The organism is Salipaludibacillus sp. HK11, assembly GCF_047795645.1.
In the GTDB taxonomy this organism is placed as follows: domain Bacteria; phylum Bacillota; class Bacilli; order Bacillales; family Salisediminibacteriaceae; genus Salipaludibacillus.
This window is the reverse complement of sequence record NZ_CP181045.1, coordinates 3784829-3805244: the sequence shown is the minus strand read 5'-3', so window position 1 is coordinate 3805244 and position 20416 is coordinate 3784829. Positions and strand designations below refer to the sequence as shown.

16 protein-coding genes, 2 rRNA genes, 1 other RNA gene and 1 other annotated feature are annotated in these 20416 nt (G+C 40.5%); of the genes, 4 read left to right on the top strand and 15 right to left on the bottom strand.

Translation table 11 applies throughout. From position 1 onward, the window contains the following. Positions 1-276: 276 nt before the first annotated feature. The 8 genes from ACM26V_RS17855 to tadA form a co-directional block, all read right to left on the bottom strand. Complete coding sequence (locus ACM26V_RS17855) at positions 277-543, bottom strand: pro-sigmaK processing inhibitor BofA family protein (protein ID WP_416148091.1); 267 nt, start codon at positions 541-543, stop codon at positions 277-279. Between the two features lie 171 nt (positions 544-714). Then, a complete protein-coding gene (locus tag ACM26V_RS17850) occupies positions 715-930 on the bottom strand; it encodes a YaaL family protein (RefSeq protein WP_416148090.1) in 216 nt (71 codons plus the stop codon). Between the two features lie 54 nt (positions 931-984). After that, the gene (recR, locus tag ACM26V_RS17845; protein ID WP_416148089.1) at positions 985-1581 is read right to left on the bottom strand and encodes a recombination mediator RecR; all 597 of its coding nucleotides are present in this window, start codon (positions 1579-1581) and stop codon (positions 985-987) included. 210 nt (positions 1582-1791) lie between these two features. After that, positions 1792-2103 carry a YbaB/EbfC family nucleoid-associated protein gene (locus tag ACM26V_RS17840; RefSeq protein ID WP_416148088.1) on the bottom strand — a complete coding sequence of 104 codons (312 nt, stop codon included), beginning with the start codon at positions 2101-2103 and terminating at the stop codon, positions 1792-1794. 32 nt (positions 2104-2135) lie between these two features. Next, positions 2136-3875, bottom strand: coding sequence for a DNA polymerase III subunit gamma/tau (gene dnaX / locus ACM26V_RS17835; RefSeq protein WP_416148087.1), 1740 nt, complete (start codon positions 3873-3875; stop codon positions 2136-2138). Between the two features lie 342 nt (positions 3876-4217). Next, positions 4218-4483: signal recognition particle sRNA large type (gene ffs, locus ACM26V_RS17830), an RNA gene on the bottom strand. 205 nt (positions 4484-4688) lie between these two features. Continuing rightward, positions 4689-4853, bottom strand: coding sequence for a YycC family protein (locus ACM26V_RS17825; protein ID WP_416148086.1), 165 nt, complete (start codon positions 4851-4853; stop codon positions 4689-4691). A 48-nt stretch (positions 4854-4901) separates the two neighbouring features. Continuing rightward, positions 4902-5402 carry a tRNA adenosine(34) deaminase TadA gene (gene tadA / locus ACM26V_RS17820; RefSeq protein WP_416148084.1) on the bottom strand — a complete coding sequence of 167 codons (501 nt, stop codon included), beginning with the start codon at positions 5400-5402 and terminating at the stop codon, positions 4902-4904. 224 nt (positions 5403-5626) lie between these two features. Here tadA and ACM26V_RS17815 point away from each other — a divergent pair, with 224 nt between their 5' ends. Continuing rightward, positions 5627-6850, top strand: coding sequence for a YeeE/YedE family protein (locus tag ACM26V_RS17815; RefSeq protein ID WP_416148083.1), 1224 nt, complete (start codon positions 5627-5629; stop codon positions 6848-6850). A gap of 158 nt (positions 6851-7008) precedes the next feature. On the opposite strand, the gene serS is transcribed toward ACM26V_RS17815, so the two are convergent. From serS to guaB, 5 genes are all read right to left on the bottom strand, one after another. After that, complete coding sequence (serS, locus tag ACM26V_RS17810) at positions 7009-8286, bottom strand: serine--tRNA ligase (protein WP_416148082.1); 1278 nt, start codon at positions 8284-8286, stop codon at positions 7009-7011. A gap of 102 nt (positions 8287-8388) precedes the next feature. After that, positions 8389-8617, bottom strand: a binding site (T-box leader). 43 nt (positions 8618-8660) lie between these two features. Next, on the bottom strand, positions 8661-9245 hold the full coding sequence (gene pdxT, locus ACM26V_RS17805) for a pyridoxal 5'-phosphate synthase glutaminase subunit PdxT (RefSeq protein WP_416148081.1): 585 nt from the start codon (positions 9243-9245) through the stop codon (positions 8661-8663). A 64-nt stretch (positions 9246-9309) separates the two neighbouring features. Further along, the gene (pdxS, locus tag ACM26V_RS17800; protein ID WP_416148080.1) at positions 9310-10197 is read right to left on the bottom strand and encodes a pyridoxal 5'-phosphate synthase lyase subunit PdxS; all 888 of its coding nucleotides are present in this window, start codon (positions 10195-10197) and stop codon (positions 9310-9312) included. A gap of 169 nt (positions 10198-10366) precedes the next feature. Further along, positions 10367-11761 carry a D-alanyl-D-alanine carboxypeptidase family protein gene (locus tag ACM26V_RS17795; RefSeq protein WP_416148079.1) on the bottom strand — a complete coding sequence of 465 codons (1395 nt, stop codon included), beginning with the start codon at positions 11759-11761 and terminating at the stop codon, positions 10367-10369. 188 nt (positions 11762-11949) lie between these two features. Next, entirely contained in the window at positions 11950-13407 is a 1458-nt protein-coding gene (gene guaB, locus ACM26V_RS17790) for an IMP dehydrogenase (RefSeq protein WP_416148078.1), read from the bottom strand. Between the two features lie 177 nt (positions 13408-13584). Between guaB and ACM26V_RS17785 the strand changes: the two genes are divergently transcribed. The 3 genes from ACM26V_RS17785 to ACM26V_RS17775 all read left to right on the top strand — a co-directional run bounded on the left by ACM26V_RS17785 (position 13585) and on the right by ACM26V_RS17775 (position 16162). Continuing rightward, positions 13585-14529, top strand: a complete 945-nt coding sequence (locus tag ACM26V_RS17785) for a YaaC family protein (protein WP_416148077.1) — start codon at positions 13585-13587, stop codon at positions 14527-14529. 476 nt (positions 14530-15005) lie between these two features. After that, complete coding sequence (locus tag ACM26V_RS17780) at positions 15006-15206, top strand: hypothetical protein (protein ID WP_416148076.1); 201 nt, start codon at positions 15006-15008, stop codon at positions 15204-15206. Between the two features lie 230 nt (positions 15207-15436). Beyond that, positions 15437-16162 (top strand): TraR/DksA C4-type zinc finger protein, encoded by a 726-nt coding sequence (locus ACM26V_RS17775; RefSeq protein WP_416148075.1) that lies wholly within the window; start codon positions 15437-15439, stop codon positions 16160-16162. Positions 16163-17035: 873 nt separating this feature from the next. Here the strand turns inward: ACM26V_RS17775 and rrf are convergent. After that, a 5S ribosomal RNA gene (rrf, locus tag ACM26V_RS17770) occupies positions 17036-17152 on the bottom strand. An 81-nt stretch (positions 17153-17233) separates the two neighbouring features. Continuing rightward, positions 17234-20190, bottom strand: a 23S ribosomal RNA gene (locus ACM26V_RS17765). Positions 20191-20416 lie beyond the last annotated feature (226 nt).

Genomic DNA, 20416 nt, shown 5'->3' with positions numbered 1-20416 from the left:
TCAGAATGTTTTAAGTCGTTTTTGGCGACTCAATTAATATACCATACATTGATTAATCAAGTCAACAACTTTTTAATTTTCTTCGCTAAATTGTTTGTCTAAGTGACTTGCTCATTTGCGACAGGAATAAATATACCATGTGGAGGAAATTGAGTCAACACTTTTAAATAAAATAAATGAATTCTTTTATTAGGTTCATTTATAATTAACACGTTCATCCTACTTAGTGACTTTACCAAATAACCTTGCAACTAACCCTCAATAATGAGTCATACTTTATCGAACGATTAATAAGTCCGTAAAGATAAGGGCGACAATACCCGGAACACCAAGAAATCCAGAGACAGAAGCAGTGAAAATATTAATCGGTAAGTGGTAATCGAATAAAGTTCCAAACGTATTTAAGAAAAAAAGTAACAAAGCTCCTACCAAAAGTCGAATCGCTCCGCTTCCTAACCACTTTATTGATTTAACAGGAGCCCCAACAATAAGTAATAAAAAAACGAGAGCGGCAAGTAAAGATAAAACAACAATAGGTTCCATGTGTGTAACATCTCCTTTATTTTAATAACCAACCAAACCATTACTTAAAATTGAAACGATTGACGCCTGTCCATTCTTTTTTGGTCTAAAGAGGGTTCGGTTTAATGTATGTCCACACAATGATAAAAAGAACCAATTATCGCATCGTTAGCAGCTTAATAAAAATATTCTTTAAGAAAAAGTTGTCTGTCTAGCTCTTGCTTCTCTTAATAAAAATAAATACTTTGCCCTTTCTAAACGGACGATACTTTCGACATCTCCACCGTAATGAATCGAATTTTTTAGATACGATTCCTGTTGGTCGGCTTTATCTTTTATATGGTCTAATGTGGTAATCAGTTCTTCATCACTTTGCCGACGAAGTTTCCTCTTTTTTTTCTTTAACATCTGATATCACACCTTATCGTTGTTTTTGTGGAATTTCGCACTTCCAATAGTTGATTAGATTTCACGCCTGCCTTCAATTGCTTTGGATAAAGTCACTTCATCGGCATACTCAAGATCTCCGCCAACAGGAAGACCGTGTGCGAGTCTAGTTACTTTAATACCAGTTGGTTTAATTAGACGAGAAATATACATTGCGGTTGCTTCCCCTTCAATATTAGGATTCGTCGCAATAATCAATTCTTGAACAGTGTCATCTTGGAGTCGTTTTAATAGATCGGCAATATAAATATCTTCGGGACCTATCCCATCTACAGGTGAGATGGCTCCGTGTAAGACATGATAAAGACCACCAAATTCCTTCATTCTTTCCATAGCAATGACGTCTTTTGATTCTTGTACGACACATATCATCGATTGGTCTCTTGACTGATCATCACAGATGCGACATGGATCGGTATCTGTAATATGATGGCATATCTTGCAATAAGTCAGTTCCCGTTTTGCATTAACAAGTGCTTTGGCAAAGTCCAGTACATCTTCTTCTCTCATATCTAAAACGTAAAATGCTAATCTCCCTGCTGTTTTGGGACCGATGCCCGGTAACCTCATAAATCCTTCTATTAATTTGGAAATTGGTTGCGGGTATTGCATAGGTGATGGTCCTCCTCTATCTTTTTTGAAACTTTTGCATGTTTATAAATCAAACAGTAAGCTGTTCACAATGATTAATACTATAGAAAAGACTTGGTATGATCACCAAGTCTTTTCAACATCAAATGAGCAGTCCATTTAAGTAATTTTAACTTTACTACCATAACAATAAAGGATTCACTTCTAATACAAAACTCTTTTTGTATAACACTACATCATTCCAGGTATATTCATCCCTTTAGTGTATTTACCCATTCTCTCATTTACTAGTTCATCTACTTTTGTAATTGCTTCGTTTGTTGCCGCCAAAACTAAATCCTCTAACATCTCAACGTCATCTGGGTCGACTGCTTCTTCATTGATTTGAATATCAAGAATACGCTTGTCGCCACTCGCGATCACTTTAACCATACCGCCACCTGCTGTAGCTTCAATCGTTTCATCCTTTAATTTGTCTTGCTCCTTTGCCATGTCTTTTTGCATCTTTTGCATTTGCTTCATCATATTACCCATGTTCTTCATTGTATGATCTTCCTCTCTTTTATTGAAATTAATTAATCTTTTATCTCCAGTAAATCTCTGCCGACTAATTTAACAGCTTCATCGATCAACGGGTTCTCGTTTTCTGGTTGTTCAGAATTCCCTTCTCCGGATGATCCATCGCTTCCACCTTGCTTTTGCTCTTTTACGAACGCTTCCTTTACTTGCTCCCATTGGGAAACTAACAACGTTAGCATTGTCATATCTCGCTGTAAAGCAGTAGTAGCCGCTTCCTCTACCATTTCACGAAATTTGTCATCGACCATGTCGCGATGCATCTCGTTACGGAAAGCCAACACAAACTCACCTTCGGAACACGCCACTGGTTTGCAATCATTTAGCCAAGCTGAGGCAGGAACACTCTTTTGTTTCACTAATTCAATAATTTGCCCCCAACTAGAAGAAATTTCCTGAAGTTGTGGCTTCGTCGCATTGTGAAGCATCTCTTTCACTTTATTCACATAAGCTCGACTCTTTGCATTATTAGGTGATTGTCTCGTTTTAGGTCTGCTCTGCTCAGTACTTTGAGTATTCTTTTGATTTACCGACGTTCCTTGCGTTTGCATTTTTACTAACGTCTTTTCTAACTCTTTCACTTGTTTTTGTAACGTTTTAATCGTTTCGTTTTCTTCTAGCGAAACAGTAGCTCCATCTGTAGTAGACGCTGGCTTCGCTTTTTGACAAGCCTGTACGATAAACATTTCTAAAAAAACTTGAGGATGACTCGCCCACTTCATTTCATGTTGAAAATGATTGAGTCGATCCATCATTGCAAAAATCCACGCTTCATCAAGTTGATTAACTACTTCTTGAAAAGTCTCGTCACCAATGATTCGATCTTGCGACTCATCAAGTTGAGGTGCCGCTTTGACCATTAAAATGTCTCTGAAAAAGAAAATTAAATCTTCAATAAACCGATTAGCATCTTTTCCTTCTTTCATTAGTGTATCAATTGCAGATAGACCATCTCCAACTTGACCAGAATAAATCGACTGCACAACTTCATGAATCAATTGTTGTGATACCGCACCGATAATTGATAATACATCGTCAGCAGTAACCGACTCATCAGAATAAGAGACTGCTTGATCCAACAAGCTTAATGCATCCCTCATACCTCCCCCAGATGCTCTTGCAATAAGGGATAGTGCATCTTCATCTACCCGCATTTCTGTCGCAGCAATAATTTCATGCATTCTTTCAATCATTGAGTGGGCAGATATTCGTTTGAAATCAAAACGTTGACACCTTGAAATGATTGTTAACGGAATTTTATGTGGTTCTGTTGTTGCAAGAATAAAGATCACGTGCCTTGGTGGTTCTTCTAACGTTTTTAACAAGGCATTAAATGCTCCAGTTGAGAGCATATGCACTTCGTCAATAATATACACTTTATAACGCGCTGCACTTGGGGCAAACTTAACTTTATCTCGAATGTCACGAATTTCGTCGACCCCATTGTTGCTCGCCGCATCAATTTCTATCACATCAACAATGCTACCATCCTGTATCCCCTTACACGTATTACATTGATTACAAGGTTCATCGACTGGCGCTTGTTCACAATTAATTGCTTTTGAAATAATTTTCGCCGCACTTGTCTTTCCTGTCCCACGAGGACCTGTGAAAAGATAGGCGTGAGAGAATTTGTCTTGAAGCAATGCGTTTTTCAATGTTTTCGTAATGTGCTCTTGCCCGACCACATCTGTTAACTGTCTTGGACGCCACACACGATATAAAGCTTGATAACTCATATCTCTCAACCTTCCTTCTTCCACTAACCTCTGACACACACATCCGATATTTTAATAATAATAAAAAAAATGCTCATCTATTCAATTCATTCTTATTATACCGATTCATAGCAGTTTTTTCAAAATGAATCTGCTATAAATCAAATGAAATTGTTGAATTTATTTAAATCCGTAAAAAATGACTGCGAAAACAATTAGATAAACTTGGCTTGTCGCCAATTCCTGCAAGTCGAAAGCTTTAGTTTATCTTATACTTAATCCTATAGCGAAGTTAAACATTCTTTTAGTACAAAAAAAGCCATCCAAATTGGATAGCTTATAAAGCAATATAAAAATTAAATGCCGTGCACCTTTCTTCGATCACAACTCCCCAAGCGTTACCTGAGCAGTTTGCTCGAACCAGGCAACTCCGCGGCACACGGAATGACCCACTTACTGCTGCTTCCTTCCGGACCTGACAGGATTCATAGGATTCCATTGCGCGGAACCCGGTTGTCAACACCACTTACTCAGGGCAGACCAAGAGAAGTTGTAACCTCAGAAAGGGATTCGGCCTCGCTATAGCGGATTGCGAGTACAGGGCACCGCTACCTCCCCGCTTAGCACGACAAAGTTAATAATAAATTTAGGCGCCAAAACAGCGACGCAAATATTAGTATAGTGGTTTTTTAGTATAATTGCAATAGATACTACCAAAACGAATCGTAACAAATTTACCCAAATAATAAATCGATCTATTTATCAAAATATATCTTTGATATAAACCATCTAACTTAGATATCTCCATATTCTATTTTAAATAGTTTTTACACTTTATTCTTTCCCTTCATCGCTTTCTTCAGATCCTTCATTCTCTTCAACCAACTTTAATTTTTCCATTAAGATATGAGGGGGTGTATGCATGACATGTTCTAAAGGCATCTTCAATTTTTTGGATATCATTTGCGCAGTTTCCAATGATATTTGATTCGGTCTCATATTTATCCCTCCATTTTTTATGTTTGATGATTAATCAACTATACCCATCTATCGTTCAGAACTAATCCTATTGTTTTTTTTCGCTACTCGAATTTTCTGAAAAAAAGCTGTTAACAAATGTCCTGTCTCTTCAGCAAGTACGCCACTTTTCACAGGACATCGATGGTTGAACCGAGGTTCATCAAGAAGATTCATCAACGTCCCACAGCACCCTGCTTTCGAATCTAATGCGCCATAGACGACTCGATCTATACGTGATTGAACAATAGCCCCTGCACACATCGGACAAGGTTCGAGCGTCACATACAATGTGCAACTCTCCAATCGCCAGCTCCCTACAGCACGACACGCCTCTTCAATTGCTAAAAGCTCCGCATGAGCAGTTGCAGATTGATTTTTCTCTCGATGATTATGCCCTCGGGCAATTACGTCTCCATTCTTAACGATCACAGCACCAATTGGGACTTCCCCTAACTCTTCCGCTTTCTTAGCTTCTATAATAGCTTCCCTCATATAATAAATATCCTCTTGCTCCTTTATTGTATCCATTCACTCACACCCTTTTTCTTTCACCCCAGCAAGAAAATTGTACGATGTTTTTCACTTTAAGGCAAATCGATACAAGTTTATTACGCTAAATTTTGCTCCATTTTGTACAGTTTTCTTCACATTTACTACAACCACAAAAAAACATAATTGAATCAATAGTTTTTCTATCAAATAGGGAATAACTAAAGGGCAATGAAAGTTTGAAATCAAAGGAGTGTTCTTTTGTGAAATCAAGCCACCAACAGTCAAACACAACACCTATTTATAAAAATCTCCAAAATACCTTAACGATAATAGGCATAATACTAGCACTACTTATCGGATTCTTCTCATACCAATATTCAGGAACACAATACGTTGTATTATTTATTACTGGAATATTAATAGGTTTTACGTTGTTTCATGCTAGATTTGGTTTTTCTTCTGTCTACCGGCAAATCGTTGAAGATGGAAATACAGAAATGCTTCGCGGCCATATGCTCATGCTTGGGGCTTCAGCTACTTTTTTTGCACCAATTTTTATCTTTGAACTAGGTTTTTTTGGATCTTTTCCTGCTCCAGCTTTGTCACCGATTAGTTTTGGACTTATTGTTGGTTCGTTTCTTTTTGGATTTGGTATGGAAGTAGGTAGTGGCCTAGCCCCAGCATCTTTATATAAAGTCGAAGGTGGAAGGACAGCAATGATCTTTACGCTGTTTGGATTTACTGTGGGCGCTACATTGGGAGCCGCACACTTTGGGTTTTGGAATGAAACCCTTCCTTCTGCTTCGCCTTTCTCACTGGCTACTGATTCCCCTCTTGGTTATTCTGGAGCTTCGGTGTTGCAAAACTCTGTCTTCGCTTTCATTGCTTTTGGGAGCTATTTGTACAAAAAAAAGAAAAGACCACCTGCGCTGCCATCTATGCCTTCAGGTACAAATTGGAGGCAAATTCTTTTTGGGTTCTGGCCTCTATGGATCGGTGCCTTAATCCTTGCAGCTTTGAATGCCCTCACACTCCTTATTCGTGGAGAACCATGGGTACTTACCGCCGCATTTAGTCTTTGGGGCTCAAAAATCGCGATGTTCTTCGGCCTTGATGTTAATACGTGGGGTTACTGGGGAGCACAAGAAGACTTTCAGTCGCTTCACTCATCAGTATTTGAGAGTTCTACTAGTGTCCTGAACTTCGGAGTCATCATTGGTACATTTATCACCCTTACTCTTGGTGGTTTGATCCGCTTTGCGAAAATTTCTTTTCGCATCTGCCTGATTGCACTAATAGGTGGTACCTTGATGGGCTACGGGGCTACACTTGCATTTGGTGCAAACGTTGGTGCTTATTTTAGTGGTATAGCTTCATTCAGTCTTCATGCATGGATATGGGCTATCTTTGCCATTACTGGTGTTTATGTTGCTTATTACCTTGAAAAAAGATTTGATTTTAGACGCGTTCAATCAAAAAATTAAAATCACTTTTTTTATAAATCTGTGTAAAAGAAAGACAGCTTTGTGAAAAATACTGTGCTTCGGATTTTTCAACTCTTCCAATCGGTGACCAATACATTTAATTTTTGTAGCTAAACGGAAATAAAACCCCTTCACAAAGACGAAGGGGCTACTAATTTCTATTTTTTAATTGTATCTTTTCCGCCCATATATGGACGAAGTACTTCAGGTATTTCAATAGAACCATCTTCTTGTTGATAGTTTTCTAAGATAGCTGCAACCGTACGTCCAATCGCAAGACCAGATCCATTAAGAGTATGAACATACTCAGCTTTTGCTTTTATATCTCGTTTAAATCGAATATTTGCACGCCTTGCCTGAAAAGATTCAAAGTTACTACAAGAAGAAATTTCTCGATACGTTCCGTTACTCGGGATCCAAACTTCTATATCATATTTTTTCGCAGCAGTGAAACCTAAATCTCCTGTGCACATATTCAAGACACGATACGGTAATTTAAGAAGTTGGAGAACTTTTTCCGCCTGTGACGTTAATAGTTCCAACTGTTCATAAGAGTCTTCAGGTTTTACGAAGCGGACAAGCTCAACTTTATTAAACTGGTGCTGACGGATCAGTCCTCTTGTATCACGACCAGCAGATCCCGCTTCAGAACGGAAACAAGCACTATAAGCCGTATAAGCCTTTGGTAAGTCTTCAATCGGCATAATCTCATCTCGGTGCATGTTCGTCACTGGTACTTCGGCAGTAGGAATAAGAAAATAATCTTCTTCATGTATTTTAAATGCATCCTCTTCAAATTTAGGTAACTGCCCCGTACCTGTCATACTGTCACGGTTGACTATGTACGGTGGCATCACTTCCATATATCCATGTTTGTCTTCGTGCAAATCCATCATAAAGTTTATTAATGCCCGTTCCAATCGAGCACCCAGCCCTTTATAAAATACAAAACGGCTTCCTGTAACTTTAGATGCTCGTTCGAAATCCAAGATATCAAGCTCTGTGGCGAGATCCCAATGTGCTTTTTCTTGAAAAGAAAAGCTTCGGATATCTCCCCATGTACGTACTTCTTCGTTATCTTCTTCATCAGCACCAACAGGAGCACTTTCATGAGGGATATTCGGGATTGTTAATAAAAGATGATTCAATTCTTCATCAACTTCTCGCAAACTCTCATCAAGTTTCTTAATTGCTCCAGACACTTGCTGCATCTCTTCAATAACAGAACTTGCATCCTTTTTCTCTCGCTTCATCTGAGATATTTCCTGGGAAACCTTATTACGACGGCTTTTTAACTCTTCTACTTCTTGAATCGTTTCCCTACGTTTTTCGTCTAACGCCCCGAACTGGTCTAGAGCTGAAATATCCTCATTACGTTCCGCTAACTTCCCTTTAACTTCATCAAATTGATTTCGTAACAATTTTACATCTAACATCTAATAAACCTCCTTTAGGTTTTGGAAAAAATAACTAGAAAAAGCATAATAATAGGAGTCTTGGTCCTACATATAAAAAAACTCCCGTCCCTGAATGAGTCATTCAGGGACGAGAGTTACCCGCGTTGCCACCCTGGTTAAAATGAGCCAACATTCTCTCATTTCCACCTTATTCTTATTAACGGTTAAGATCCGAACCAGTCTACTTTACATTCCGAGTTCAACTGATTTGCTCAAGGATGGATTCACGAGTCGTTTCCACCAGTTTACAGCAGCCACTGGCTCTCTAAAGAAAACAATTATCGATACTAGTTCCTATCTTCGCAAAAATATTAAAATTTGTATTCTTAACATACCGAATTTTTTATAAAAAATCAAGCATGTAATGCTGGCTCTCGAACCATTTTCACAAAATATTGATGCATTCGGTAATCATCTGTTAATTCAGGGTGAAATGAGCAAGCTAAAAATGGTCCTTGCTGGGCTGCAACAATATCTCCATCATACGTAGCTAATACGTCTACAGATGGACCAACCTTATTGATAATTGGCGCACGTATAAATACTGCCTCTATATCTTCACCAATCCGGTTCATATTTAATCGTGCTTCAAAACTTTCCCGCTGACGGCCAAAGGCATTTCGTTCGACTGTCATATCCATCACGGATAAATGCGGTTCTGTTTGTCCAACGATTTCGTTAGCCATTAAGATTGCACCAGCGCATGTCCCAAAAACTGGTTTACCGTTTTTAGCAAACGCCTTTAACGGTTCAAAAAATCCATATAGATTAATTAACCGGCGCATCGTTGTACTTTCTCCACCCGGAAAAACAAGACCATCTATATGATCTAACTGCTCCGCTTTTTTTACGATTGTTACATGGACATCAGGCGCTTGTAATGCTTTTACATGCTCTCTTACGGCGCCTTGTAACGCCAACACACCAATGTTGATCATGATGTCTCACCTCTTTCGTCAAACCATTCTTATTGGGTCATTTATCGGAAGAAAAACTTAAAATTTACCATCCACGCTCTTGCATACGATCCTTTTGTTCAATGGAAGATATTTCAATACCTTTCATCGCTGGTCCTAAATTTTTAGATAGCTTAGCAATCAAGTCATAGTCTTGATAGTGTGTTGTTGCTTCAACAATTGCTTTCGCAAACTTCCCTGGATTTTCTGACTTAAAAATACCTGATCCTACAAAGACACCATCAGAACCTAATTGCATCATTAAGGCAGCATCTGCTGGAGTTGCGATCCCACCTGCGGCGAAGTTTACAACTGGTAGTCGACCGTTTCGCTTAATATCAAGCAATACTTCGTAAGGCGCTCCTAAATTCTTTGCTTCAGTCATAAGCTCGTCCTCAGACATGCTAATAACTTTATTAATTTGTCCTTGGATAAGTCGCTGATGACGAACCGCTTCAACAATATTTCCAGTCCCTGGTTCACCTTTCGTACGAAGCATAGAAGCCCCTTCACCGATACGACGAGTCGCTTCTCCAAGGTCTTTAGCACCACAAACAAAAGGTACTGTATAGTCACGCTTGTTCAAGTGGTACACTTCATCTGCTGGAGTTAATACTTCACTCTCATCAATGTAATCGACACCAAGCGATTCTAAAATACGAGCTTCAACGATATGACCAATACGTGCTTTGGCCATGACTGGGATCGACACAGCATTTTGGACTTCCTCGACAATTGATGGATCAGCCATACGGGCTACTCCACCTTCTGCGCGAATATCGGATGGTACACGTTCAAGTGCCATAACCGCTACAGCACCAGCCTCTTCAGCAATTTTTGCTTGCTCTGCGTTCACCACATCCATGATGACGCCACCTTTTTGCATTTCTGCCATACCTCTTTTTACGCGATCCGTTCCTACATGTTTTTCCATGATGATGATCCCCCTTTATTTATTACGCTTTATTTTGGTAGATAAAGATGTTTTTCATACCAAAGCATTCATACAATCCATTATAACGAAAAAACCTATTCGATTGGTAGGAATTTATCCATTAAATTCAGAAATAGTTTTAAAAGATGTATTTTTACTTATCTAATCCTTAAAACCAACCACGAACTGTCTCAGCAACACTCGTCCAAATGCCAGAGAAGAAGTCACCAATTCCTTTCATCGTTAATGAAAACCAACCCGCTCTCTCTACTTCACCTGTCGTAACGATATCTATAGAAGTAACTCGATCGTCTTGTCCAGGTAAATATGATATCTCGTTGTCTCCATCATAATCAATCACAAGTTGACCGACAACCATTCCAGGCTCAATCGGGGCTTCTAACTCACCATTTTCACTCAGTTGAGCTTCATCTAATTGAACAGAATAGGAATATGAGTCTATATCATCCTCATGAATAACCATGGAAATAGCTTCTGTAGAAGCAATCGTGACTTCCTCTTCTTTCCCTTTTTTAACAGGGAGTGTTTCATAATCATCCAGCGTCATATCAGCTGGAAAAAGTTCTTGCACAGAAAAGTTTTCAAATCCCCAATCCATCAGTCGGGCTGTTTCATTAAAACGTTCTACTTCAGAATCCGCTCCCATGACAACACTCACTAATCGTTGTCCATCTCTTTCAGCGGTTCCAGTAAACGTATAGCCTGCTGCATTCGTATGCCCTGTCTTTAGTCCATCTACATCTTCATTATCTAAATCAGGTAATTGGGTTCCTTCGATCATCCAATTCCAATTTTGCATCGTTATTGCATCATCGGTACCTTCTCTGAAAACTTTCTCAGCAATACTTGCCGATTCAAGAACCTCAGGATAGTCATTAACTAGATGAAAAGCGAGAACAGCCGTAGCATATGCTGACATGTAATTGTCTTCATTCTGCCCTGTTCCTTCTGGATGATTGCCATCTTCCAAAAGTCGATTCGGTAAGCCCGTTGAATTTACAAATTGAAAGTCTCCTAATTGTTCTTCAGCAATTTCTGCTAAACTACCTTCGCCAGCTTCACGAAGCGTTGTCCCCATGCCTAATTCGGTACCTCTTTCATTCATTTTTTCAACAAATGCGCCTTCAGAACCCGAAATTAATTCAGCTAAAGCCATCGTTCCTGAATTATTCGAATAAATTGCCACTGAATCATACAGTTCTTCCACCGTATAATCTGCATTAATTCTCATTGGTACGTTTGACAGTCCTGGTCTATGAGATAAACCTGCCAAATATTCACTAACAGGAACAATCGTGTCCCATGAGATATCTCCATCATTTATTGCTTCTAAAATAAGATATTCACTCATCATTTTCGTCATACTTGCAGGTGGCAAAGGTACTTCTGCATTTTGTTCGTATAAAATTCTTCCACTCTCTGCATCGACCAAAATAACGGTATCTACATTTGGTTCATAAGATGCTGACGCCGTTCCAGTAAAAGTAAAAACACCGGAAAAGAACACCATTAATATGAGCATCCAAACACTAACTTTTTTCATGAAATCCACCTCTCCCCATCCATCTTTCTTATCTATATAAACACGTAACCTGTGATTTCTTTTTTATTCACCACGCCCTTATCTCAGCAAGGAACAAACGTCATTTTACCACAACTTATCCAAAAAAAATAGATAGGGGAGTCCCCTATCTATAGTAGTATTTTCTACCATAAGTTCAGATACGGCATTTATATTGAGTAATTCGGTGATTCTTTCGTAATTTGTACATCATGAGGGTGGCTTTCCCTCAAGCCAGCTCCGGTAATTCGTATAAACTCAGCATCATTTTGTAATGACGTGACATTCGCTGTACCACAATAACCCATACCAGCGCGTAAACCACCGATCAATTGATGAATTGTATCTTGCAACGGTCCTTTGTAAGGTATGCGCCCCTCAATTCCTTCAGGAACTAGTTTTTGCTCATTTTCTTGGAAATAACGGTCCTTACTTCCTTTTTCCATTGCCCCGATAGAACCCATCCCTCGATACACTTTAAATTGGCGCCCTTGGAAAATTTCACGATCTCCAGGACTTTCTGTCACACCAGCGAGAATACTTCCAAGCATGACAGCATGTCCACCAGCAGCTAATGCTTTTGTGATTTCACCAGAATATTTTATACCACCGTCAGCAATGATTGGAATGCCATGTTTCCTTGCCTCCGTCGCACAGTCATATATTGCAGTAACTTGCGGAACGCCAATTCCTGCCACTATCCGAGTAGTACAAATTGATCCAGGACCAATCCCAACTTTAATAATGTTTGCCCCTGCTTCTATTAAATCTTTTGTTGCTTCTGCAGTCGCTACGTTTCCAGCAACAATATTCAAATCAGGGTACAGCTCTCGTATTTGACGAACTTTTTCAATGACACCTCGTGAATGACCGTGTGCAGTATCAATAACAAGTACATCAACTTCTGCATCAACAAGAGCTTTCGTTCTGGCATCTGAATCTGCGCCAACACCAACAGCTGCTCCTACGAGGAGACGCCCTGATGAATCTTTGGCTGAATTTGGAAACTCAATTGCTTTTTCAATATCTTTAATTGTAATGAGTCCTTTTAATTTCCCATCATCATCAACTAATGGTAATTTTTCAATGCGATGTTTCTGTAGCGTCTTTTGCGCTTGTTTCAATGTCGTTCCAACTGGCGCTGTCACAAGACCTTTGCTAGTCATCACATCTTTAATTGGAATCGAATAGTCTTCAATAAAACGAAGGTCGCGATTTGTAATAATACCAACAAGTTTATTATTTTCATCGGCAATCGGCACACCAGAAATTCGATATTTACTCATTAAGTGTTCTGCATCAAACACTTGGTGATCTTCTGTCAAATGGAAGGGGTTCGTAATGACACCACTTTCAGACCGTTTCACGCGGTCAATGTTCTCTGCTTGCGCTTCAATGGACATGTTCTTATGAATAATACCTAGTCCGCCTTCACGGGCAATTGCAACCGCCATGCTCGCTTCTGTTACCGTATCCATCCCAGAACTAATAATTGGAATGTTCAAATGAAGCGTATCGGACAATTTTGTTTTTACTGAAACGTCCCGCGGCAGAACATCTGACATCGCAGGAGACAACAATACATCATCAAATGTTAAACCTTCTTTTTGGAACTTATTTTCCCACATGTACCCATTCCCCTTTCACATTTACGAAAAAATATTATTAGTAGATTAACAATAGGACAAACTACTGTCAAGGTTAGAAAATTAGTTTAATAATTCAGTCTATTGGTAAGTGTATATTTATATGGAAATACCCATCCTAAAATACTCACATAAAAATAGACAGAAAGGACGTGTATTGTGGAGCAAGAGCCATCATTTACAACCATATTTCAATCAACACCACACGTAAAAAAGTATTTAAAACAAAAATATCAATATTTTTCGATTGGAAACCCTTCTGAAAAAGCATTTCAAAATAGTTATTCATTTGTCTATTATATTCAAATTGGAAACCATTATTTTCAACAAGGAAAGCAGGCCCCGATTGCTATTAAACCGATGTTACTTTTTTACGGATTAAGTCACTGGCTTAAGGCTGCTCTTTTAACTATTGACACTGATTATCCTTCGACTACACAAGTTCTTGCTCACGGCTTGTCCACGCGAAAGCGTAAGAAACAAGGATACCAGTTTCTTTCAGACGATGTTCGTATTCAAAAAGATGGATTCTTTCCCTATTTGTCAGAAGTTCTGTTTCATGTGAAACAATTAACGGGTGAAAAACTTACGATGCGCAAACTGCTATTTAACTTACCAGAAATGCAACCTATATTAAAAACGTTAGTCGGTGAAACCGGGTTAGTCCGATTAAATCGAATCAATGACGATCATTTTACTATATTAATGATTAAGTTAAAACAATGGAACGATCCAATTCAAAGTTGGATTAGGCAGCTTTCTTCCGACGTTCACAACGAACTATCATCACAACAGATTGACGAAGAAATTCAATTATCATTTAAACCACCTAATCGAAATGATTCGCTTTTGTTCAGACATGGCATTGACCAACACTTATACGCTCCAGTTGAGCGGTCGTTAATCATTAACCTTCCAGAACTTCTCATACATTACGCTTTATTGTATCAACTTAGCATGATTTGCCGTTATGAAGCAGAGTGGTGGGGGGAGCTTATCTATTCTTTTTCAGCAGACGACTTACCTATTATCACTAATTACTTGCATACGTCACAATTAAAATGTCCATGGCTATTACATTCATTTTTTCTCGGTGAAAACTAACTTAGCGCTTATTTTATATAGCATTTAGTTAACATTTAAAATAAGTAAAATGCAAGTTGTCAATATAGTTTCCTTTTGCTTTTAACGAATTCTTATATTGTAAAATTGCTGGGCAAGATATATACATTTATAACGCTCAATGATAGCTTCGACTTAACCAACATTCAACATTTCCCACAAAAAAGCAATTTTGTTTAGATCTAAAATAAAAGTATAGTTAATTTCATTATACTCGTAAAACAATGCACTGTCGAAGTGTTCTTTTATTTATTCGCGAATGTATTTTTCAATACATTCCTTTATAAAGGGTAAACTTGGCTTGTATGATCGTTTTTTTATTTGGTAATTACTACTTTTAGGTGATTTATTAAGGTTTCATTAAAAGAAATTAACCGATGATCTACTAAATTTTCTAACACAAATGAATACTCGTTAATGCAAAACAATAAATAATAAAAAGTGGGGAGTTATTTAATATGAGCACGCATAAAACATTTGCAAGAAAAAAACCAACGATAACGTACTCACCCAAAAATGAAGAGGTCACATTTTCTTCGGGTGGACAACATGTTCAAGCAGACTTATTCGATAAAAATACAGAATTAAAGGACGTAAGTGTCGATGTATCTAAAGGTCAATTTCATCAACATAATGAAAATAATTCTTTTAAGAATTAGCATTTAATAGTTGTTTTGATTATATCTAAATTCGTGACAGTGGAGTAGTAATCGGCTTGTCCTCTTTTTACTAGCAACACTTTTCTGGATATAAATTATTTGATAATTATTGGAAGGTCATATCTTGCTAAAGATCGGTTTAGCACTTTCCAAAATATTTGCAGTGAATTCCTTCAAGATGAAGGCAAACTACTACTGAAAACAACTTTATAAAATGGGGAGGTGCAACATTGTTAACGAATCAACAACTACAAGCAATAAAATCAAATTTGATACAAACAAAAAATGATTTACAAACACGCTTAGACCCACAACATTATGGAAGAGAACTTGAATTTCCTAAAAACTCGGTCAGTGAATTATCAAATAATGATAATCACCCTGGAGATTTAGGAACAGAATTATTTGAAAGAGAAAAAGACATTGCTTTAAACGAGCACAGTGAACACCTTTTACAAGAAATCGACAAATCATTAAAGGAAATAGACATTGGGAAATACGGTAAATGTGAAATTTGTAGTGAACAGATCCCTTATGAGCGGTTAGAGGCAGTTCCTACTGCTCGACGCTGTATGGAACATACAGAGCAAAACAAAATCACCAACAATCGACCAGTAGAAGAAGACGTCCTCTCGCCACCATTCGGAAAATTCGATTACGATGAAAGTAAACGTAATGAAACATTCTTTGATGCTGAGGATTCATGGCAAGCTGTGAGCGTATATGGAACGTCAGAAACACCTTCTGACTTCAGTAATAATGAGAATAAAGATTATAATAACATGGTTGTCGAATCAGAGGAACCAGTAGGAATAGTTGAAGAAGTAGAGGGCGTTCTCACAGCTGATATTGAAGGGAATTATTCAGGAGTAAGTGTCGATCACAAAAAATATGAAAAATATTTAGATGAAAATAATGTAACATCCGTATTAGATGAAAATAATGAAGAAGAATAATTACAGATACCCTATTCCTTAAATATTTGAATAGGGTGTTTTTATTGTAACTGTACCAATTCTTCATTTCCCTCAAGACATACATATATTCGGTTATCGATATTTTTCCACGACTTATTTACATCTTGTGACTCTCAACGAGCAGTCTTTTAAAGGTAAGGGGACACAAGTATTGTCGTCTTATTACCCTTAGCTAGCTTTTCTAGAATGGTAAGGTCACAAGCTGTGGCATCTCGTTACCTTAAACGTGCTATTTTGAAAAAGTAAGGGTACAAGTGATAGTATCTTGTCACCCTTAGCTAGCTTTTCTGAAATGCATTGGTTACAAGCTGTCGCGTTTTGTTACCTTAAACGTGCTATTTTGAAAAAGTAAGGGCACAAGTGATAGTATCTTGTCACCCTTAGCTAGCTATTCTGGAATGCATTGGTTACAAACTGTCGCGTTTTGTTACCTTAAACGTGCTATTTTGAAAAAGTAAGGGCACAAGTGATAGTATCTTGTCACCCTTAGCTAGCTTTTCTGAAATGCATTGGTTACAAGCTGTCGCGTTTTGTTACCTTAAACGTGCTATTTTGAAAAAGTAAGGGCACAAGTGATAGTATCTTGTCACCCTTAGCTAGCTATTCTGGAATGCAAAGGTCACAAGTAGTGGCGTCTTGTGCCCCTTGGTGTGTCTTTCTGGAATAGATCGGTCACAAGTCATGACATCTTCTCCCCATTAGCGAGTCATTCTGCTAAAGAAGGGCATTTCACGTATTTCTCGCTTGTTTCCTCCTCGTGCCCTCTTCGTTTTCCTTGTCCTGCTAACTTCAGTTCCCACCATTTTAAACACAAAAAAGACACCCTCAAATATGAGAATGTCTTTCTTCTTTGCCCAGCGACGTCCTACTTTCACAGGGGGAGATCCCCCAACTATCATCGGCGCTGGAGAGCTTAACTTCCGTGTTCGGCATGGGAACGGGTGTGACCTCTCCGCGATCGTCACTGGACATATGAAATTGATCGGTCATATTGACCTCTCAAAACTGGATAACGATGGTATATGAATGAATCGTCTTCGAATCAAAGCATTGGTTAAGCCCTCGATCGATTAGTATCTCTCAGCTGCGCATGTCGCCATGCTTCCACACGAGACCTATCAACCTCATCTTCTCTGAGGGATCTTACTCACTTGCGTGATGGGAAATCTCATCTCGAGGGGGGCTTCATGCTTAGATGCTTTCAGCATTTATCCCTTCCACACGTAGCTACCCAGCGATGCTCCTGGCGGAACAACTGGTACACCAGCGGTGTGTCCATCCCGGTCCTCTCGTACTAAGGACAGCTCCTCTCAAATTTCCTGCGCCCGCGACGGATAGGGACCGAACTGTCTCACGACGTTCTGAACCCAGCTCGCGTGCCGCTTTAATGGGCGAACAGCCCAACCCTTGGGACCTACTTCAGCCCCAGGATGCGACGAGCCGACATCGAGGTGCCAAACCTCCCCGTCGATGTGGACTCTTGGGAGAGATTAGCCTGTTATCCCCAGGGTAGCTTTTATCCGTTGAGCGACGGCCCTTCCATACGGTGCCGCCGGATCACTAAGCCCGACTTTCGTCCCTGCTCGACCTGTATGTCTCGCAGTCAAGCTCCCTTATGCCTTTGCACTCTACGAATGATTTCCAACCATTCTGAGGGAACCTTTGGGCGCCTCCGTTACTCTTTAGGAGGCGACCGCCCCAGTCAAACTGCCCACCAGACACTGTCCCTGAACCGGATCACGGTTCGAGGTTAGAATTCCAGTACAGCCAGGGTAGTATCCCACCAATGCCTCCACCGAAGCTAGCGCTCCGGTTTCCAAGGCTCCTACCTATCCTGTACAAGCTGTACCGAAATCCAATATCAAGCTACAGTAAAGCTCCATGGGGTCTTTCCGTCCTGTCGCGGGTAACCAGCATCTTCACTGGTAATATAATTTCACCGGGTCTCTCGTTGAGACAGTGCCCAAATCGTTGCACCTTTCGTGCGGGTCGGAACTTACCCGACAAGGAATTTCGCTACCTTAGGACCGTTATAGTTACGGCCGCCGTTTACTGGGGCTTCAATTGAGAGCTTCTCCCGAAGGATAACCCCTCCTCTTAACCTTCCAGCACCGGGCAGGTGTCAGCCCCTATACTTCGCCTTGCGGCTTCGCAGAGACCTGTGTTTTTGATAAACAGTCGTTTGGGCCTATTCACTGCGGCTCTCTCGGGCTTGCACCCTAATAGAGCACTCCTTCTCCCGAAGTTACGGAGTCATTTTGCCGAGTTCCTTAACGAGAGTTCTCCCGCGCGTCTTAGAATTCTCTTCCCGCCTACCTGTGTCGGTTTGCGGTACGGGCACCAGTTTCCTCGCTAGAGGCTTTTCTTGGCAGTGTAGGATCAGGAACTTCGGTACTAAAATTTCCCTCGCGATCACAGCTCAACCTTAAGACAAGCGGATTTTCCTACTTGTCAGCCTCACTGCTTCGACGCACATATCCATCAGTGCGCTTACCCTACCTTCCTGCGTCCCCCCTTCACTCAAACGGAAACGTGGTGGTACAGGAATTTCAACCTGTTTGCCATCGCCTACGCCTTTCGGCCTCGGCTTAGGTCCCGACTTACCCTGAGCGGACGAGCCTTCCTCAGGAACCCTTAGGCTTTCGACGGAGGGGATTCTCACCCCTCTTTTCGCTACTCATACCGGCATTCTCACTTCCAAGCGCTCCACATGTCCTTCCGGTCATGCTTCAGCGCCCTTGGAACGCTCCCCTACCACAGACACCCGAAGGTGTCTATCCATAGCTTCGGTGATACGTTTAGCCCCGGTACATTTTCGGCGCAGAGTCACTCGACCAGTGAGCTATTACGCACTCTTTCAATGATGGCTGCTTCTAAGCCAACATCCTGGTTGTCTAAGCAACTCCACATCCTTTTCCACTTAACGTATACTTTGGGACCTTAGCTGATGGTCTGGGCTGTTTCCCTCTTGACTACGGATCTTAGCACTCGCAGTCTGACTCCCGAGGAGTAAGTCATTGGCATTCGGAGTTTGACTGAATTCGGTAATCCTGTAGGGACCCCTAGTCCAATCAGTGCTCTACCTCCAAGACTCTACCCTCGAGGCTAGCCCTAAAGCTATTTCGGGGAGAACCAGCTATTTCCGAGTTCGATTGGCATTTCACCCCTACCCACACCTCATCCCCGCACTTTTCAACGTGCGTGGGTTCGGGCCTCCATCCAGTGTTACCTGGACTTCACCCTGGACATGGGTAGATCACCCGGTTTCGGGTCTACAACCACGTACTCATTCGCCCTATTCAGACTCGCTTTCGCTGCGGCTCCGTCTCTTCAACTTAACCTTGCACGTAATCGTAACTCGCCGGTTCATTCTACAAAAGGCACGCTGTCACCCGTTACTTTCCCGAAGGAAAATCATAGGGCTCCAACTACTTGTAGGCACACGGTTTCAAGATCTCTTTCACTCCCCTTCCGGGGTACTTTTCACCTTTCCCTCACGGTACTGGTTCACTATCGGTCACTAGGGAGTATTTAGCCTTGGGAGATGGTCCTCCCAGATTCCGACGGGGTTTCACGTGTCCCGCCGTACTCAGGATACACTCCGGAGGAGTGAACGTTTCGACTACAGGGCTTTTACCTTGTCTCGCGGACCTTTCCAGATCGCTTCGCCTACGCTCACTCTTTGTAACTCCGTATGGAATGTCCTACAACCCCAAGAGGCAAGCCTCTTGGTTTGGGCTGTTTCCGTTTCGCTCGCCGCTACTCAGGAAATCGCATTTGCTTTCTCTTCCTCTGGGTACTAAGATGTTTCAGTTCCCCAGGTCTGCCTTCTCACACCCTATTGATTCAGATGTGGATCTTATCCCATTACGGATAAGGGGTTCCCCCATTCGGATATCTCCGGATCAAAGCTTACTTACAGCTCCCCGAAGCATTTCGGTGTTCGTCCCGTCCTTCATCGGCTCCTAGTGCCAAGGTATTCACCGTGCGCCCTTTCTAGCTTAACCATTTTAATCAATGGACGTGTTGCTCGGTCTTTCTTGGCTTTACATTCTAAGACACTCGGTTCACTCTTCCATGAATCCGAAGATTCATTTCTGTGTCAAACCGGTGATTCATTCATTTATCGTTATCCAGTTTTCAAAGGTCAAAGCACGGCAATCATGTGCTAGTCATTCTCTTCTTTCTTCCATTAGAAGAAAAGAAGTCTTGAGAGTATAACCTCTCAAAACT

Bases quoted from the DNA above. Each gene is read 5' to 3' on its own strand.
- tadA (WP_416148084.1), bottom strand. From the start codon at position 5,402: ATGGATACAATAAAGGAGCAAGAGGATATTTATTATATGAGGGAAGCT.
- ACM26V_RS17850 (WP_416148090.1), bottom strand. From the start codon at position 930: ATGTTAAAGAAAAAAAAGAGGAAACTTCGTCGGCAAAGTGATGAAGAA.
- ACM26V_RS17780 (WP_416148076.1), top strand. From the start codon at position 15,006: ATGAGCACGCATAAAACATTTGCAAGAAAAAAACCAACGATAACGTAC.
- pdxS (WP_416148080.1), bottom strand. From the start codon at position 10,197: ATGGAAAAACATGTAGGAACGGATCGCGTAAAAAGAGGTATGGCAGAA.
- ACM26V_RS17795 (WP_416148079.1), bottom strand. From the start codon at position 11,761: ATGAAAAAAGTTAGTGTTTGGATGCTCATATTAATGGTGTTCTTTTCC.
- dnaX (WP_416148087.1), bottom strand. From the start codon at position 3,875: ATGAGTTATCAAGCTTTATATCGTGTGTGGCGTCCAAGACAGTTAACA.
- ACM26V_RS17840 (WP_416148088.1), bottom strand. From the start codon at position 2,103: ATGAAGAACATGGGTAATATGATGAAGCAAATGCAAAAGATGCAAAAA.
- ACM26V_RS17855 (WP_416148091.1), bottom strand. From the start codon at position 543: ATGGAACCTATTGTTGTTTTATCTTTACTTGCCGCTCTCGTTTTTTTA.
- recR (WP_416148089.1), bottom strand. From the start codon at position 1,581: ATGCAATACCCGCAACCAATTTCCAAATTAATAGAAGGATTTATGAGG.
- ACM26V_RS17825 (WP_416148086.1), bottom strand. From the start codon at position 4,853: ATGAGACCGAATCAAATATCATTGGAAACTGCGCAAATGATATCCAAA.
- pdxT (WP_416148081.1), bottom strand. From the start codon at position 9,245: ATGATCAACATTGGTGTGTTGGCGTTACAAGGCGCCGTAAGAGAGCAT.
- serS (WP_416148082.1), bottom strand. From the start codon at position 8,286: ATGTTAGATGTAAAATTGTTACGAAATCAATTTGATGAAGTTAAAGGG.
- guaB (WP_416148078.1), bottom strand. From the start codon at position 13,407: ATGTGGGAAAATAAGTTCCAAAAAGAAGGTTTAACATTTGATGATGTA.